Source organism: Leucobacter fengyongliangi (assembly GCF_052386045.1).
In genome coordinates, this window is the sequence record NZ_CM126356.1 from 1,068,336 (window position 1) to 1,083,765 (window position 15,430).

Genomic DNA, 15,430 nt, shown 5'->3' on the forward strand with positions numbered 1-15,430 from the left:
TTGGGGCATGGCTCTCCACTTCATTACCGGTGCCGGCTCAGGAATCGGCGAGGCGCTCGCCACGCGACTTGTGGATTGCGGCGACGACCTCGTGCTGCTTGCTCGAAGCGAGGACCGCGCCCACGTGCTGCGCGAACGGTTCCCAGGTGCCACGACGGTCGTCGCGAACCTGGCGGAGCCCGAGCGGATCGCCGAGACGCTCAGCGGGCAGCGACTCCCGGAGCGGCTGGACTCCCTGATCCATGTCGCGGGTGTCGTTGAGCTCGGCCGAGTCGACGCACTCCCGGTAGCGTCCTGGGTCTGGCAGCTCGGGGTCAACCTCATCGGGCCCGCTGAGCTCACCCGCATTTTGCTTCCGGCTCTCCGCGGCACAAAGGGACAGGTCGTGTTCGTGAATTCGGGGGCAGGGCTGCGCACTTCCCCCGAGTGGTCGGCGTACGCGGCATCGAAGCACGGCCTCAAAGCGCTCGCCGACGGGCTGCGCGCCGAGGAGGCCGCGCACGGCGTTCGGGTTTCGTCGATCTTTCCGGGGCGCACCGCGACGCCGATGCAGGCGCAGGTGCACGAGCAAGAGGGGCGACCCTACGACCCTTCGAACTTTATTGACCCGGAATCGGTCGTGACCGGAATCCTTACGATGCTCGATCTGCCGCGCGACGCGCAGATCACCGATCTGATGGTGCGACCAGGTATCTGAGCCACAAGAGACCGGAGGTTGCAACCGCGGCCTTGGTGCCAGACTCTCGGGCAGGTTGCGTCATCTCCTACCTGTGCAGCAGGCCGTTGTTACCAATATTTGGTGCATGGGTACGAACACCTCGATCAGTCTGGACGAGCACTTTTCCGCGTTTCTCTCCCGCGAAGTGGCAACGGGGCGCTACCGATCGGCGAGCGAGGTCGTTCGCGCGGGATTGCGGCTGCTCGAGGATCAGGAGACTCAGATGTCTGCTCTGCGCGCCGCGCTGCTCGCGGGCGAAGCGAGCGGAAAGCCTGAAGCCTTCGACTTCGATGCGTTCATCACTGCGAAAAAACAGTTAGCGGTTACCGGCTCACTCCGGCCGCGCAACGTGACCTCTCCTCGATCTGGGATTTCACTCAGAAGCAGTGGGACATCCGTCAAACTGAGACGTACGTGACCGAGATCCGCATTCTGCACCAGCGAATGGATCCGACGCGCCACGACGAGGGCGGACCAAGTTAGAGTGAGTCAGGTTTGAATGTGTACACAGATGCTACTATTGCCACTATGGAAACAGTTTCTCGTGAAGTTACCACTCGCGAACTCCGCAGTCAGCTTTCCGACGTGCTCGGTCGCGCAATGTATGCGGGGGAGCGCATTGGCGTAACCCGCAACGGCAAGCTCGCAGCTGTCGTGGTGAGCGTTGAAGACCTTGCGGCACTTGAGGCGTTCGAGATGAGTCAGGATGTCGCGGCCTACCGTGAAGCGAAGGCTGAGGATGATGGTGAGCGGATCAAGCTCGCAGATCTGCGTAGCGAACTCGCGTCGTGATCTACGAGGTCGAGTTCACCACGGCGGCGGCTCGGCAGGTGCGAAAGCTGCCAGCTCAGGTTCGGACTAGAGTGCTCGACGCGATTGAGTCTCTGACCGAAGACCAGCGACCTCCTGGTTCGCGGAAGATCGTCGGTGAAGACACCGCGTGGCGGATCAGAATCGGCGACTACCGAGTGATCTACGACATTCTTGATCAGGTACTCGTGGTGTCAGTCGTGCGTGTAGCCCACCGTCGAGAGGCATATCGGTAGTGTGAAGCGTGAGGTCGACTCAGAGGCTCCGTTTGACGCGCTTCGTGACTGGGGCGTGTGCTCCTGCGATTGATTCCGTGAGTACTGACGGCATCACCCCCGACAGCGTGTGGTTAAGCGCGCAGGGGAGAACCCACTACGGTGAACTGATTTCCACCCATCTGGCCTGTGAGCAGCGGCATGGCTTCAGCGATCGCCGCTCGAACGCTCTCGAGCTGCAACGAACTCTGGTGTGCTTCTGCCGACTCCCAGATTTCCGCGACGAACACAGTGTCTGGTTCGTCGGGGTTGATCCCGACCTCGTACAGCACGCAGCCCGCGTCGCTGAGGTCTCGATTCAACCGAGTAAGGATCGCGACAACCTCGTCTCGCTTTCCCGGCTGAGTTTCAAGCGTTCCCACGTTCGCAAAGGTCATAGCGCCAATGCTAGGGCGATCCATCGCGGCCGACTAGATTCTGAGCGCCCCGAGCTCGAGTCGGGCAGTGGGATCCGCGTCGAGCCGCGGCAGCGTGATCAGCTCGCCGCCGACCTGCTCCAGACACCACTGCACCCGCGCGGTGAACAACCCTAGGCCCTGCGCCGACAGCATTCCGTCGTGAGTCAGGTACGCGCGACGCGGCGCGGCGGTCAGCACGAAATCCATCACCTGCGCGATGTTCGACCACGGCGACCCGATCGGCACGCCCAGCACATCGGCGAGAAACGGCGGCCGCGTCAGGTCGTCGCCGCCATACGCGAAGGTGCCGTTCACGCGCACCCCCACGTTGTCGATCACCGGAATGCTGGCGTGCAGCACCTCGTGGCGGCGACCATAGAATTCCAGCGCAAACGGGCCCGCCTGGTGCGTGTCGCCTTCGCGCACAACCAGCACATTGTGGATCCCGGCCGCCGCCAGCGCGTCGGCCGTCGCCTGTGTGGTGAACACCGGGGCGTCGGGGGCGGTGGCGCGCAGCGCAGCCACGTTCTCGGGGGTCCAGTGGTCGGCATGCTCGTGCGTGATCACGATTCCCGCAATCGGTGCCGCCGCCTCGGTCGCGGTGCTGAGCTCCGCTCCAGACGAGAAGCTGCCCGGGTCAACGAAGAGCGAGGCCCCATCGAGCTCGAGAACGACACCGGCATGGGAAAGGCGGAAGCACTGCATGCCCCCGATACTAGAGCTTCGACACGCGAGCGGGCAGATCCACCGCGGATTTTGCATCGCGCCGGTGATGTGCCAAGATAGTCTAGTTGCCACGGCAGGGGATTCCCCGGCCAAGGAACACGGCCCCATCGTATAGCGGCCTAGTACGCTGCCCTCTCACGGCGGTAACGCGGGTTCGAATCCCGCTGGGGTCACCAGTGAAACCCCCTCCACTCGGAGGGGGTTTCGTCGTATTCGCTTGCTGACTCTGGGCTTCTAGCTCCGACTCTGTGCCTCGACCCTGCTCGTCCACCCTGCTCGTCGACCCGTGTCTGCCTGCCGTGGCATCCGCCCGGTCGGGCGCGTGTGGCTCCTTCGTCGCCAGGCAAGCAACAACTTGCGCCCTAGCTGAAATTGAAAGAGGTTGGTTGCGTAACCCAAGAGACCTGTGTCGGGCGCGTGAGGCTCCTTCGTTGCCAGGCAAGCGACCACTTGCGCCCTACCCAAAGCGGGGAGGTGGTTTGAAGAGCAGAACCACGCGACGTGGTTGGGGGGAACGCCCACAAGGGTGCCAGAATGGGGGCAGACAGTTCAGCGCCCAGAAGGCAGAGCGCGCAAGACGGGAACGGTGGGGTATGGCGACGAGTGTGGCAGTAGCGGGTGCCTCCGGGTATGCGGGCGGCGAGCTTCTCCGCCTAATCGCCGAGCACCCCGAGTTCGAGCTTCGCACGGTCACCGGGCACTCGAGCGCGGGCACCCCGCTCATCGAGTCCCAGCCGCACCTGCGCTCGCTCGCGCACCTCACCATTCAAGAGACCACCCCCGAGGTGCTCGACGGGCACGACATCGTGTTCTTCGCCCTGCCCCACGGTGCGTCGGGCACGCTGACCGCGCAGCTCACGAACGTGCGCCTCGTGGTCGATTGTGGGGCGGATCACCGCTTACGCGAGCGCGACGACTGGGTCACGTTCTACGGTGGCGAGCACCACGAGCCGTGGACCTACGGCGTGCCCGAGCTGCTCGTGCGCGGTGCCGACGGCGGCTTCACCAAGCAGCGCGAGGCATTGCGACGCGCCGAGCGGATCGCGGCCCCCGGCTGCAACGCGAGCACCGTGTCGCTGTCGCTCGCCCCGGGCATCGCGGCCGGCGTCATCGAACCCCTCGACATCGTGTCGGTGCTGGCAGTGGGCCCCAGCGGCGCGGGCAAGGCGGCGAAGACGCACCTCCTCGGTGCCGAGCTCATGGGCACCGCAAACCCCTACGCGGTGGGCGGATCGCACCGGCACATTCCCGAGATCCAGCAGGTGCTGCGCGACGCAGGCGCGACAGTAACGCCGACGATCAGCTTCACCCCGGTGCTCGTGCCTATGAGCCGCGGGATCCTCGCGACCTCCACGGCGCGCATTGCTGAAGGCGTGACCGCGACTCAGGTGCGGGCAGCCTGGGAGCAGGCCTACGCCGACGAGCCGTTCGTTCACCTGCTGCCCGCCGGTCAGTTTCCGCGCACCGCCGACACCCTCGGCGCAAACACCTGCCTCATCGGCCTCGCCGTCGACGAGGCTGCCGGCCGTGTCGTGGTGGTGGCCGCCCTTGACAACCTGACCAAGGGCACGGCGGGAGCCGCGATCCAGTCGGCCAACCTCGCCCTCGGTCTCCCCGAAGCCACCGGCCTGAGCACGAATGGAGTCGCCCCGTGACCGTGACCTTCCCGAAGGGGTTCCGCTCGGCGGGCATCGCCGTGGGCCTGAAGTCGACCGGCAAGCCCGACCTGGCGCTTGTCGTGAACGATGGCCCGGCGCGCGCCGCCGCGGTCGTCTTCACGAGCAACCGGGCGCAAGCCAACCCGATCCTGTGGAGCCGCAAGGTCGCCCAGAATGGCCCGGCGCGCGCCGTCGTGCTGAACTCCGGGGGAGCCAACTGCTTCACCGGCGACTTCGGCTACGAGACCACACGGCTCACGGCAGAGGCCGTGGCTACTGCGCTCGGTAGCGACCCCAATGGCGATGCCAGCGACAGCGCCGCAGACGATATTCTCGTCTGTTCGACCGGTCTCATTGGCACCGGCGACCAGTCCTTCCGCGACAAGATCGTGGGCAACATCCCACAGCTCGTGCAGGCGCTCGCCGCTGACGACACGACGGCCCCCGCCGCGATCCTCACCACCGATTCGGTCGAAAAGACGGCCTCGCACGAGGGTGACGGCTGGCGTATCGGCGCAATGGCGAAGGGTGCCGGCATGCTCGCGCCCGGCCTCGCCACGATGCTGGTCGTCATCACCACCGACGCACACATCGACAATGAGGTGGCGGATCGCGCCCTGCGCGGTGCGACCGGCGGTAGCTTCGACCGTTTAGACTCCGACGGCTGCATGTCGACGAACGACCAGGTAACGCTGCTCGCGAGCGGCGCGAGCGGGGTCACCCCCGACGAGGAAGAGTTCGCGGCGGCACTCGCCGCGGTCTGCGACAGCCTCGCCGCCCAGCTGCAGGCCGATGCCGAGGGTGCGAGCCACGACATTGACATCGAGGTGATGGGCGCGGCGAGCGTCGCAGACGCTGTCGAAGTGGGTCGCTCGGTTGCCCGCAACAACCTGTTCAAGGCCGCGATCTTTGGCAACGACCCCAACTGGGGCCGCGTGCTCGCCGCGATCGGCACCACGGAGGCCGCGTTCGACCCGTACCAGGTCGACGTCAGCTTCAACGGGGTGCGACTGTGTCACGCGGGCGGGCCGGATCGCCCGGTCGACGAGTGCGACCTCACCCCGCGCAAGACGCACGTGCTCATCGAGCTGTATGCGGGCGAACACACTGCGACCGTGCGCACGAACGACCTCACGCACGACTACGTGCACGAGAACAGCGCGTACTCGAGCTAAGGGTGACGATGACGAACACGACGAGTCCGCTGAAGCACGAAGAGGCGGCCGCGAAGGCCGAGGTCTTGATCGAGTCGCTGCCGTGGTTGAAGAAGTTCCGCGACGCAATCGTGGTGATCAAGTTCGGCGGCAACGCGATGGTCGACGAGGCGCTCATGCAGGCATTCGCCGAAGACGTGGTCTACCTCAGGCACACCGGCATTCGCCCGGTCGTGGTGCACGGCGGCGGCCCGCAGATCACCGACATGCTCGGGCGCCTTGGCATCGCGAGCGAGTTCAAGGGCGGCTATCGGGTCACCACGCCCGAGGCGATGGACGTGGTGCGCATGGTGCTCACCGGCAAGGTGAACCCCGAGCTCGTCGACCAGATCAACGCGCACGGCCCCCTCGCCGCGGGAACCACGGGGGAGGACGCGGGCCTGTTCATCGGCCGTCGTCGCCCCCCGATCGAGGTCGACGGCGAGATGGTGGATCTCGGTCTCGTGGGTGACGTGGTGGGCGTGCGCCCCGAGCCCGTGCTGGCACTGCTCGATGCGGGATTGATTCCGGTGGTCGCGGGCATCGCCCCCGATGAGGATCAGCCCGGCGCGTCCCTAAACATCAACGCCGACGCGGCCGCCTCGGCCCTCGCCAGTGCGCTGGGTGCCGAGAAGCTCGTCATCCTCACCGACGTCGCCGGCCTCTACGCGAACTGGCCCGACCGCGACTCGCTCGTCTCGAGCATCGGCGCCAGCGAGCTCGAGGAGCTGTTGCCGAGTCTCGAATCGGGCATGATCCCGAAGATGCGCGCATGCCTCGACGCGGTGCGCAGCGGCGTGCCGAAGGCCGCCATCATCGACGGGCGAGAGCCGCACTCGGTGCTGCTCGAGATCTTCACGGCACGCGGCATCGGCACAGAGGTTACCGCGTAGCAACGCCGGGCCCGATCCACAATCGAAAGAGACAACTGCACAACCTAGGGGGATGTCATGCGTCGCATACTTGAGCACTTGGTGCTAACGGGCACGGTGCCGAAAGACACCATGACCGCGGCGATCGCCAAGGTGGGGGAGCGGCGCGCCGAGCGCGAGTTGCTCGCGACCGGCAAGCTCGACAGTGTGGACCTCGCGAAGGCGCTCGCATTCACGCAGAGCCTGCGCTTCGTTGACCTGCTCGAAACCCCGGTCGATCAGCGCGCCGTTGCGAAGCTCGCCCCCGACCTCGCGCGCCGTCACTACGTGTTGCCGATCGCGCTCGAAGGTCACGAGCTCACGCTCGCGATGGTAGATCCCGACGACGTCATCGCGCTTGACGACGTGGCGGGATCCACCGGCCTCACGGTGGTGCCGGTGGTGGCGACGCGGGAGGCGATGGCGGCGGCCCTCGACCGCTATGTGCGCCTCGACGACCAGATCGCCGACCTGACGAGCGAGCTGGGTGCCAGCGCCCCGACGACCGGCGGCACCGACGCGACCGAGAGTCTCGAAGACGAAGACGGCGATGTGCCGATCGTGCGCTTCGTGAACCTCATCATCTCGCAGGCGATTCAGGATCGCGCCTCCGACATTCACATCGACCCCACCGAGAAGCGACTGCGCGTGCGGTACCGCATTGACGGCGTGCTGCACGACGTGCAGCAGGCGCCGACCTCGATCAAGGACGGCGTGATCTCGCGACTGAAGATCATGAGCGGGATCGACATCGCCGAGCGGCGCAAGCCCCAGGATGGCCGCATTTCGGTGACCCACAACGGTCGCTCGATTGACCTGCGCGTGGCGACGCTGCCCACGGTGTGGGGCGAGAAGATCGTCATGCGTATTCTCGACAACTCGGCATCGAAGATCAAGCTCTCAGACCTTCACATGTCGCCGCGCAACATGGACGTGTACTCGCAGTCTTTTAAGAAGCCGCACGGCATGCTGCTCGTGACCGGGCCTACCGGCTCGGGCAAGTCGACCACGCTGTACACGACGCTCAGCGAGGTCGCCCGGCCCGAGATCAACGTGATCACCGTCGAAGACCCGGTGGAGTACCGGATGGATGGTGTGAGCCAGATGCAGGTGAATCCGCGCGCGGGCCTCACCTTCGCGAGCGCGCTGCGGTCGATTCTGCGTGGCGACCCCGACGTGGTGCTTGTGGGTGAGATCCGCGACGCGGAGACCGCGCAGATCTCGATCGAGGCGGCCCTCACCGGGCACCTCGTGCTGTCGACCCTGCACACGAACGACGCGCCGAGCGCGATCACGCGACTCGTCGAGATGGGTATCGAACCCTTCCTTGTGGCCTCGGCGCTTGAGTCGGTCGTTGCGCAGCGGCTTGCGCGGCGGCTGTGCGACAAGTGCAAGGTGATGCGCAAGCCCGACGGGGAGCTGCTCGAGCGGTTGGGGTTCACGATTCCGGGCGGCGAGGCGCTTGTGGGCGAGCCCGTCGGCTGCTCGCGCTGCTCGAACACCGGGTATCGGGGGCGCGTCGCGTTGCACGAGGTGATGATCGTGAGCGAGGGGGTACAGCGTCTTGCGGTTGCTCACGCCTCGGGGCTTGAGGTGCGCGAGTTGGCGGTCGAGGAGGGTATGGTCCCGCTGCGAGAAGACGGGTGGCGCAAGGTGCTCGAGGGCATCACCTCGATCGAAGAAGTGCTGCGCGTCGCGTCGTGAGTTTTTCAGCTTCGGCATTGCCGGCGCATCGGTGTAGCACTGGTTACACTGTGATGAGGTTGCCGCTTGCGTGGTGCCAATAAGGGGGACGTAATGACGGGTTCGTTCGTGTTGGATGATGCGCTGGCGCATGTGGCGAGTGTGCAAGCTTCTGACTTGCATTTGGCGGTCGGATCGCCGCCGGTGATTCGCGTCGATGGGCAGCTGCAGCATCTGCCGGGCGGTTTTGAACGTTTCACGCCCGACACACTGCGCGAGGTGTTGCTGTCGATCGTCACCCCCGATCAGCGAGAAAAACTGGAGACCGAGCTCGAGCTTGATCTCGCCTATTCGGCCGTGGGCGTTGGCCGGTTTCGCGTGAACATGTATTGGCAGCGCAACTCGCTGGGCGCGGCGTTCCGCTTCATCGACAACAAGATTCGCACGCTCGACGAACTGGGCATGCCCCCGCAGGTGCGCGACTTTGCGTACCTGCCGCGCGGGTTGGTGCTCGTCACCGGGCCCACGGGGTCGGGAAAATCGACCACCCTCGCATCGCTCATCGACGTCGTGAACACCGATTTGGCGTGTCACGTGATGACGGTGGAAGACCCGATCGAGTTCTTGCATAAGCACAAGAAGTCGATTGTGAATCAGCGCGAGGTCGGCACCGACACGCATACCTTCGCGGCGGCGCTGAAGCATGTGCTGCGGCAGGATCCCGACGTGATTCTGGTGGGCGAGCTGCGCGATCTCGAGTCGATCTCGGTGGCGCTCACCGCGGCCGAGACCGGGCACCTCGTGTTTGCGACCCTGCACACGGTCGACGCGGCGCAGTCGATCGACCGCATCATCGACGTCTTCCCGTCACATCAGCAGGGCCAGATTCGCACGCAGCTCTCGGCCAGCCTGCAGGGCGTGATCTCTCAGACACTGCTGCGCAAGATCGGGGGTGGCCGCGTGGTCGCAACTGAGGTCATGAAGATGACCCCCGCGATCGGGCACCTCGTGCGCGAGGCGAAGTCACACCAGATCTACTCGAGCTTGCAGTCCGGAGCCGAGCACGGCATGCACACGATGGATCAGTCGCTCGCCGACCTCGTGCGGCAGGGCATCGTGACCTACGACCACGCGCGCGAAAAGGCCAGCGACCTGAAGAGTTTTGAATCGCTGGCGACCCGTGGTGCCGGCGATCGTGATGCCGCTGCGGACGCGATGGCGGTTTCCGGCCTGGGCTTTGACGACGAGTTCGCCGTCACCGACCTGCCACGACGCAAGAGGTTCTAGTACATGGCCGAGTCGACGACCCTCTACGTCTACCGAGCGCGCAACAGCGCTGGCAAGACGGTCAAGGGGCGCCTGCACGCCGCGAGCGAGGCCGCGGCCGTGAACGCGGTCGAGGCGCAGGGCCTGATTCCGGTCTGGGTCAAAGACAACGATTCTCTGGGCCTCAACAAAGACCTCAACATTGCGTTTCTGGAGAAGAAGCCGAGCCTGAAAGACCTCGCGATTGCCTCGCAGCAACTCTCGGTGATGGTGGGCTCGGGCGTCACGATCTTGCGCGCCCTCGAAATCGTGAGCCAACAGACGGAGAACCAGATTCTCGCGAAGGGCTTTGCCGATGCGCGTCGCGAGGTCGGGCAGGGTTCGTCACTGTCTGCCGCAATGGAGCGCCGCCCGAAGGTCTTTCCGCTCATCATGGTGAATCTGGTGCGCGTCGGCGAGGCGGGCGGCTTTCTCGACGAGGCACTGGAATCTGTGGCGAAGAACTTCGAAACCGAGCTCAAGCTCCAGCAAAAGGTCAAGGGCGCGATGGCGTACCCCGTCGTCGTGCTGTTCGTCGCGATTCTCTCGGTGATCGCCATGCTGGTGTTCGTGGTGCCGACCTTCGAGAGCCTCTTCGCCGGGTTCGGCGACGAGCTTCCCGTGCCCACGCAGATTCTGGTCGCGATGTCGCGCTCGGCGGTGGTGTGGGTGCCGCTGCTCGCGATCATCTCGATCGCGGTGGCGTTCTGGTACTCACGCAACAAGAATGAAGAGAAGGTTCGGAAGGTCGTCGACACCGCAAAGGTGAACATGCCGATCTTCGGGCAGCTCTTTCGCAAGGTGGCGATCGCACGCTTCAGCCGCAACCTCGCGGTGATGCTGAACGCGGGCGTGCCCATGCTCCAGGCGATCGGGCTTGTCGCGAAGGTGTCGAGCAACTGGGTGATCGAGCAGGCGCTGCTCGAGGCCGAGAACTCGGTGCGCCACGGCCGCCCCTTTGCACTGCCGCTCGCGCAACACGACGTGTTTCCGCCGATGGTGACCCAGATGGTCGCGGTTGGGGAGGACTCGGGCGCGCTCGACAAGATGCTGAAGAGCATCGCCGAGTTCTACGACCGTGAGGTCGAGACCGCAGCGGATCAGCTGACCTCCCTCATCGAACCGCTGCTCATCGTGCTCGTTGGCGTGGTGATCGGTGGCATGGTCGTTGCGCTTTACCTCCCGATCTTCGGCCTCGTTGGCGCCATTCAGGGCTGAGATTCGCCGCTCCAGACACAGTGGCACTCGGTGCCAAATGAAATGTGTAGAACGGCAACGCTACGCAAAGTTGTACTGGATCCCAGTAGACTGAGGGTGTTCCCGGATCAGCACCGTTCGGGAGCCATAACATCCCGGTGCATTGACCTATGGAGTCACACATGCTTGAGCGTATGAAGAACGTTCTGAAGAACCGCAAGGCAGACGGAGACAAGGGCTTCTCGCTCGTTGAACTCGCGGTTGTCATCGTTATTATCGGCATTCTTGTTGCGATCGCTATTCCTGTGTTCAGTGGAATTCAAAAAGGCGCGGTTGATGCTCGTGCGGATGCCGCTGCAGCAAACGGCTCATCTGTTGTGGCATCGATCATCGCCGGAGGTGGAACCGCTACTGACGCTGACGTTGAAAATCTTGTCACCACACCCGACACGATCGCAGTATCCAACGGCGATGACATCACTGAATATTGCGTTACAGTGACCTACGCTGATGGAAACAAGACTAGCTCTGAGGCTGGCCCCTGTCCTGCCGCTCCCGCTTCTGGCGAATAGGGCTAAGGAATTGTCACTTGAGTGAGTGGAAGCCGTATTGCCTCCACTCACTCAGGCGAAAATTTATTCATAACAGGTTAAGAGGGATGTGAGGTCGGTGCTCCGAGCAGTGGTCCGCCCAAGAACATCCGATTCTGGTATCGGCATGACCGAACTCGCGGTCGCGATCGTCGTGCTCGGCATCGTGCTCGTGGGGCTCTTTCCGCTGGTGATCGACTCCGTGCGTCTCGCAGTTCAAAACGCCGACGTAGCGCAGGCGAACCGCATAGTCGCAACTCAACTCGATCAGAGCCGCGACGAACTCTCGATCAAGGTCTGCGACTCGGCGGCTGTGGAGACACAGAAGCCGCTGACACTCACCGCGCCAGACAATCAGAAGTTTCAGGCAGATCGTTCGGTGGTCTGCGGTTCTGATCGCCTGGCCACCGTCACAATTCGGGTGCAGGCGCTTTCCGCCGACACCAACACAATCGCTGAAGCCACCACCCAGGTGGTCACCGCCGAAAGCACACCATGAACCGCGACCGCAGGGCAGCTGATGCAGGCTTCAGCCTGGTCGAACTCGCGGTCTATATCGTGGTGCTCGGCCTAATCTCCACCGTCATTGCGACCACCATGGTGAGTCTGTTCCGCTCGGAGTCCACCGTTTCTGGCCTCACTACCTCAGCGAGCGACGGCCAGAACGCCGCCACCATCCTCCGCGCAGACATCCGCAACGCGCGGGAGTTTCGGGTCACCGACGGCGGAGCAACGCTCACCGCGTCGGTCGCGGGGCGATCCGCCTCAATTACCTGGCAGTGCGTGCGCTGGCAGGTTACCGGCTCGGGAAACGAGCGCATCCTCACTCGCGACGAGAAACCTGATGCTGCTGGCCAGCCCTGGAATACGGTCGGAAGTCTCCCTATATTCTTGACCGAGGTCGGGCCTCGCACCGACGGTGCCACGACCTTTCCCTTCTTCGCGGGCGGGGCCGCCTCCGGGGTGGAGGGAACCCTGACCTACTCCTGGCGGGTGGGCACCTCCGACGGGGGCACGATTAACATCGTCGGCGACACCCGCAATCGCACTCAGGGACAAGTGGCCAACCCAGCCACGACGTGCTTCTGAGAACTAGGCTGTATCGAGAGGAGGAACGCATGACCCCCCGTGGCACGCATCCTCACCACACGCTCCGACTTCGTCTGCGCAACGACCGCGGCATCGCACTCCCGATGGTGCTCATGGTGTTCATCGTTGGGGTCGCGCTGATCTCTGCATTTCTCGTCGCTATTGTCGGCTCCTCACAGGTCACGGCAACTAACAAGAACATCGTGCAGGCTCAGGCCGCCGCAGAGGCCGGTATTGCCGCTGCCGAGGCCACAATGCGCTCAGCTACCATCGACCCGTGCCTCACCGATTTGAGCGCACTCGCCTCTACCGGCACTCTGACATACAGCTTTGCGACCGCCGTGCCCACCTGTGAGGGTGTCGCTCCCGATCGCCGTGTCGTAATCCGCGCTACCGGCACTGCAAGCGGAGCGAGCGCGACGGTTGAGACCGTCTACCGCTGGGTGCCTGGCGGAGGCACCTCCGGTGGCGCCGGTGATTACTTCATGTACGTCGCGGGTACGAGTGACCTGCAAAACAATTCAATTGCTTTCCTGGGTGGAACCAGCCCGAACCCAGTAATCGCAATGGCAGAATCCGGTCTTGCCTGCAAAGGTCAAATTATGCCTGGATCTTTGCTTATCAAGGGCAATTTCACCGTTGATTCCGGTGGCACGGTCACAGACTCCGCCGGAAAAGCCTTCAACTGCATCGTCAAAGGTTCAGCACATTTTGGAAGCAACCTCAACATCAATGCAACTTTGAAGGTCGAGGGTGACCTTCGCTCAGCTGGCACCGGGGAAGTTCCCATTAAGGGTGACGTAACGGGCAGTGTCTTTGCCAATGGCGCGGTAACACTTTCGGACGGGGGGTTGGTCGGCGGGAATATCTCTACCAGCAGTAACGTCTCCGTCGGTGATAACGCTCGAGTGGGTGTTTCAGGAACTCCGGAAAACGACGGAAACATTAATGCAGACGGAAACGTGACACTCGGATCAGGGTCGGTCGTGGAAGGCAGCGTCACCGCGCGCGGCACAGTCACTCTCACCGGTACGGCTCGGGTAAAAGGCAGTATCACTGCGATTGGTGATGTGAGCCTCGCCGCAACCTCAAACGTCGAGGGTGACGTTACCAGTGGCGGCAAGATCGACGCGAACGGGCAGGTCGGGATCATTCGCTCCACCACCGATCACGCAGCCGGCAACCTCACCACCTCGGGAGGAATATCGGTCGCTAACGGTCGTGAGGTTCCCGGCCGTATCCGCGCCGGATCAAACGTCGACCTTAATGGCGGCAACTGGGTCGGCCGCACCCTCAGCGGATGTGTGGTTCAAGCTCCAACAGTGAACTGGAATTCCCCGCCTACGGGCCTTGATGTCAATGCGCGGAAGTGCACCTCGACCGCAGGTGCACCGGCTACCCCAACGGTGAGCCTGGTGGGTGCGGTGCCTGCCCCGCCGTTTGCGCCGTGGCGCGAATACACGCACACCCCCGAACAAGCCGCGCTCTGGGCAGGCTTCGAAGTGAAGACATACACGGGTTCGACCCAGTGCGAGCCCTGGAACAAGGCTCAATTCAATGATTGGAAGCAGCTCGGCAGTTCCAGCGGGCCGGTGCTTTACGATCTGCGCGACTGTGGGCTTCTCGACCCGCAGAACGTCGCTGTTGAGGTTCGTTCAGACGCAGTCTTGCTGGTCGATCGGGTGAACTTTAAGAACGTAACCGTGACCTCCCAAGGCGGCATTGCTCGCAAACTTTGGATCGTAGACCCTGGAACACGAGCCGCCTGCACTGTCGGATCTGACTCGGTCACCATTGACGGTACTGACTTCAATTCACCCATCACGACGATGGTCTACACCCCGTGCGGCGTGCACATGCAGAACTCCTCGGTAGTCGGATCGATATACGCCGGCGGCTACTTCACTCAAGGAAGTGCTATTCAGAATTCCCTGACCTTTAGCCCGATAGGGCTTCCGGGTTGGGGTTCCGGGGGCACCACTGGTGGCGGTGGTGGCACGACCTCAGGCACACCTCGGCTTGGCGAGGACATATTGCTCCAGCGCAACGTCGACTGATGCAGGCGTGGGTACCGGCCGCGGCCGGAGTGTTTGGGCTGCTCATTGGGTCGTTCCTTAACGTCGTGATCTGGCGGGTGCCGCGGGGGGAGTCACTGCTGCCCGACAGTCACTGCCCGAGGTGCGATGCTCGTATCCGCCCGTGGCAGAACATACCGATTGCCTCGTGGCTGCTACTTCGGGGCCGATGTTCGAGCTGTGACGACCGAATTAGCGCGCGCTACCCGCTCGTAGAGATTGCGACTGCTGTCGCGTTTGCGCTCGTGGCCTGGTGGGTGACAACCCAGGTCGCTGCAACCTATCCGGCGGCATGGCTTGTTCTCGCCGCATACCTGTGGCTGGCTGCGATCAGCATCGCCCTCACGCTGATCGATCTCGAGCACAAACGGCTTCCTGACGCGATCGTCGTGCCCAGCATCGCGGTCGTGACCGTGCTGCTCGGTGTCGCGGCGGCACTGAGCAGCAACTGGTCGCAAGTCGTGTCGACTCTGGCAGGTGCGGCGATCCTCTTCGTTGCCTACTTCCTGATCGTGCTTGTCTACCCGCGCGGTCTTGGCGGGGGTGACGTGAAGCTCGCGCCGGTGCTCGGCGCGGCACTCGGCTTCGTCGGCTGGGACGCCCTCGCGGTCGGTGCCTTCGCCGGTTTCGTGCTCGGTGCGGTCTTCGGCCTATCCCTCATCGCGCTGAGGCGCGGAGGGCGAAAGACTGAGATCCCGTTCGGCCCATTCATGCTCGCGGGCGCCTGGGTCGGCGTGTGGGCGGGACCTGCCATCATGCACGCCTACCTGTCACTCTGGGCACTAGGCTAAGGGAAAGTGAA

At 63.8% G+C, this 15,430-nt stretch carries 17 protein-coding genes and 1 tRNA gene; 16 read left to right on the forward strand and 2 right to left on the reverse strand.

The genetic code is table 11. The annotated features are described in order from the left end of the window. Window positions 1–7 precede the first annotated feature (7 nt). The 4 genes from ACTNFK_RS05020 to ACTNFK_RS05035 all read left to right on the forward strand — a co-directional run bounded on the left by ACTNFK_RS05020 (window position 8) and on the right by ACTNFK_RS05035 (window position 1,764). Window positions 8–697 carry an SDR family oxidoreductase gene (locus ACTNFK_RS05020; RefSeq protein ID WP_435936303.1) on the forward strand — a complete coding sequence of 230 codons (690 nt, stop codon included), beginning with the start codon at window positions 8–10 and terminating at the stop codon, window positions 695–697. A 106-nt stretch (window positions 698–803) separates the two neighbouring features. After that, the gene (locus tag ACTNFK_RS05025; RefSeq protein WP_445117199.1) at window positions 804–1,136 is read left to right on the forward strand and encodes a type II toxin-antitoxin system ParD family antitoxin; all 333 of its coding nucleotides are present in this window, start codon (window positions 804–806) and stop codon (window positions 1,134–1,136) included. Window positions 1,137–1,246: 110 nt separating this feature from the next. Continuing rightward, the gene (locus ACTNFK_RS05030; protein ID WP_435936305.1) at window positions 1,247–1,510 is read left to right on the forward strand and encodes a type II toxin-antitoxin system Phd/YefM family antitoxin; all 264 of its coding nucleotides are present in this window, start codon (window positions 1,247–1,249) and stop codon (window positions 1,508–1,510) included. Then, entirely contained in the window at window positions 1,507–1,764 is a 258-nt protein-coding gene (locus ACTNFK_RS05035; RefSeq protein WP_435936306.1) for a type II toxin-antitoxin system RelE family toxin, read from the forward strand. The genes ACTNFK_RS05030 and ACTNFK_RS05035 overlap by 4 nt, the downstream gene beginning before the upstream one ends. A gap of 113 nt (window positions 1,765–1,877) precedes the next feature. Here the strand turns inward: ACTNFK_RS05035 and ACTNFK_RS05040 are convergent, their stop codons facing one another. Continuing rightward, window positions 1,878–2,180 carry a putative quinol monooxygenase gene (locus tag ACTNFK_RS05040; protein WP_435936307.1) on the reverse strand — a complete coding sequence of 101 codons (303 nt, stop codon included), beginning with the start codon at window positions 2,178–2,180 and terminating at the stop codon, window positions 1,878–1,880. Window positions 2,181–2,213: 33 nt separating this feature from the next. Next, window positions 2,214–2,906 (reverse strand): MBL fold metallo-hydrolase, encoded by a 693-nt coding sequence (locus ACTNFK_RS05045; RefSeq protein ID WP_435936308.1) that lies wholly within the window; start codon window positions 2,904–2,906, stop codon window positions 2,214–2,216. A 121-nt stretch (window positions 2,907–3,027) separates the two neighbouring features. Between ACTNFK_RS05045 and ACTNFK_RS05050 the strand changes: the two genes are divergently transcribed. The 12 genes from ACTNFK_RS05050 (at window position 3,028) to ACTNFK_RS05105 (ending at window position 15,419) form a co-directional block, all read left to right on the forward strand. Next, window positions 3,028–3,103 (forward strand) — tRNA-Glu (locus ACTNFK_RS05050). A 417-nt stretch (window positions 3,104–3,520) separates the two neighbouring features. Continuing rightward, window positions 3,521–4,582 (forward strand): N-acetyl-gamma-glutamyl-phosphate reductase, encoded by a 1,062-nt coding sequence (argC, locus tag ACTNFK_RS05055; RefSeq protein WP_435936309.1) that lies wholly within the window; start codon window positions 3,521–3,523, stop codon window positions 4,580–4,582. Beyond that, entirely contained in the window at window positions 4,579–5,760 is a 1,182-nt protein-coding gene (gene argJ, locus ACTNFK_RS05060; RefSeq protein ID WP_435936310.1) for a bifunctional glutamate N-acetyltransferase/amino-acid acetyltransferase ArgJ, read from the forward strand. The genes argC and argJ overlap by 4 nt, the downstream gene beginning before the upstream one ends. An 8-nt stretch (window positions 5,761–5,768) precedes the next feature. Continuing rightward, the gene (gene argB, locus ACTNFK_RS05065; RefSeq protein ID WP_435936311.1) at window positions 5,769–6,671 is read left to right on the forward strand and encodes an acetylglutamate kinase; all 903 of its coding nucleotides are present in this window, start codon (window positions 5,769–5,771) and stop codon (window positions 6,669–6,671) included. Window positions 6,672–6,728: 57 nt separating this feature from the next. Next, complete coding sequence (locus ACTNFK_RS05070) at window positions 6,729–8,393, forward strand: GspE/PulE family protein (RefSeq protein WP_435936312.1); 1,665 nt, start codon at window positions 6,729–6,731, stop codon at window positions 8,391–8,393. A gap of 93 nt (window positions 8,394–8,486) precedes the next feature. Beyond that, window positions 8,487–9,659 carry a type IV pilus twitching motility protein PilT gene (locus tag ACTNFK_RS05075; protein WP_435936313.1) on the forward strand — a complete coding sequence of 391 codons (1,173 nt, stop codon included), beginning with the start codon at window positions 8,487–8,489 and terminating at the stop codon, window positions 9,657–9,659. Between the two features lie 3 nt (window positions 9,660–9,662). Beyond that, the gene (locus ACTNFK_RS05080; RefSeq protein WP_433647300.1) at window positions 9,663–10,895 is read left to right on the forward strand and encodes a type II secretion system F family protein; all 1,233 of its coding nucleotides are present in this window, start codon (window positions 9,663–9,665) and stop codon (window positions 10,893–10,895) included. Between the two features lie 161 nt (window positions 10,896–11,056). Continuing rightward, window positions 11,057–11,446: a prepilin-type N-terminal cleavage/methylation domain-containing protein gene (locus tag ACTNFK_RS05085; RefSeq protein WP_435936314.1), complete on the forward strand. Its 390-nt coding sequence runs from the start codon at window positions 11,057–11,059 to the stop codon at window positions 11,444–11,446. A gap of 145 nt (window positions 11,447–11,591) precedes the next feature. Then, window positions 11,592–11,963, forward strand: a complete 372-nt coding sequence (locus ACTNFK_RS05090; RefSeq protein ID WP_435936315.1) for a type II secretion system protein — start codon at window positions 11,592–11,594, stop codon at window positions 11,961–11,963. Next, the gene (locus ACTNFK_RS05095) at window positions 11,960–12,553 is read left to right on the forward strand and encodes a PulJ/GspJ family protein (RefSeq protein WP_435936316.1); all 594 of its coding nucleotides are present in this window, start codon (window positions 11,960–11,962) and stop codon (window positions 12,551–12,553) included. The genes ACTNFK_RS05090 and ACTNFK_RS05095 overlap by 4 nt, the downstream gene beginning before the upstream one ends. Before the next feature lie 29 nt (window positions 12,554–12,582). Then, window positions 12,583–14,610: a polymer-forming cytoskeletal protein gene (locus ACTNFK_RS05100; protein ID WP_435936317.1), complete on the forward strand. Its 2,028-nt coding sequence runs from the start codon at window positions 12,583–12,585 to the stop codon at window positions 14,608–14,610. Next, window positions 14,610–15,419: a prepilin peptidase gene (locus ACTNFK_RS05105; protein WP_435936318.1), complete on the forward strand. Its 810-nt coding sequence runs from the start codon at window positions 14,610–14,612 to the stop codon at window positions 15,417–15,419. The genes ACTNFK_RS05100 and ACTNFK_RS05105 overlap by 1 nt, the downstream gene beginning before the upstream one ends. The last annotated feature ends 11 nt before the right edge of the window (window positions 15,420–15,430 follow it).

Excerpts from the sequence above, each read along its gene's own strand:
- ACTNFK_RS05105 (WP_435936318.1), top strand. The coding sequence starts at position 14,610 with ATGCAGGCGTGGGTACCGGCCGCGGCCGGAGTGTTTGGGCTGCTCATT.
- ACTNFK_RS05095 (WP_435936316.1), top strand. The coding sequence starts at position 11,960 with ATGAACCGCGACCGCAGGGCAGCTGATGCAGGCTTCAGCCTGGTCGAA.
- argB (WP_435936311.1), top strand. The coding sequence starts at position 5,769 with ATGACGAACACGACGAGTCCGCTGAAGCACGAAGAGGCGGCCGCGAAG.
- ACTNFK_RS05030 (WP_435936305.1), top strand. The coding sequence starts at position 1,247 with ATGGAAACAGTTTCTCGTGAAGTTACCACTCGCGAACTCCGCAGTCAG.
- ACTNFK_RS05070 (WP_435936312.1), top strand. The coding sequence starts at position 6,729 with ATGCGTCGCATACTTGAGCACTTGGTGCTAACGGGCACGGTGCCGAAA.
- ACTNFK_RS05085 (WP_435936314.1), top strand. The coding sequence starts at position 11,057 with ATGCTTGAGCGTATGAAGAACGTTCTGAAGAACCGCAAGGCAGACGGA.
- ACTNFK_RS05090 (WP_435936315.1), top strand. The coding sequence starts at position 11,592 with ATGACCGAACTCGCGGTCGCGATCGTCGTGCTCGGCATCGTGCTCGTG.
- ACTNFK_RS05080 (WP_433647300.1), top strand. The coding sequence starts at position 9,663 with ATGGCCGAGTCGACGACCCTCTACGTCTACCGAGCGCGCAACAGCGCT.
- ACTNFK_RS05075 (WP_435936313.1), top strand. The coding sequence starts at position 8,487 with ATGACGGGTTCGTTCGTGTTGGATGATGCGCTGGCGCATGTGGCGAGT.
- ACTNFK_RS05025 (WP_445117199.1), top strand. The coding sequence starts at position 804 with ATGGGTACGAACACCTCGATCAGTCTGGACGAGCACTTTTCCGCGTTT.
- ACTNFK_RS05100 (WP_435936317.1), top strand. The coding sequence starts at position 12,583 with ATGACCCCCCGTGGCACGCATCCTCACCACACGCTCCGACTTCGTCTG.
- ACTNFK_RS05045 (WP_435936308.1), bottom strand. The coding sequence starts at position 2,906 with ATGCAGTGCTTCCGCCTTTCCCATGCCGGTGTCGTTCTCGAGCTCGAT.
- ACTNFK_RS05020 (WP_435936303.1), top strand. The coding sequence starts at position 8 with ATGGCTCTCCACTTCATTACCGGTGCCGGCTCAGGAATCGGCGAGGCG.
- argC (WP_435936309.1), top strand. The coding sequence starts at position 3,521 with ATGGCGACGAGTGTGGCAGTAGCGGGTGCCTCCGGGTATGCGGGCGGC.
- ACTNFK_RS05040 (WP_435936307.1), bottom strand. The coding sequence starts at position 2,180 with ATGACCTTTGCGAACGTGGGAACGCTTGAAACTCAGCCGGGAAAGCGA.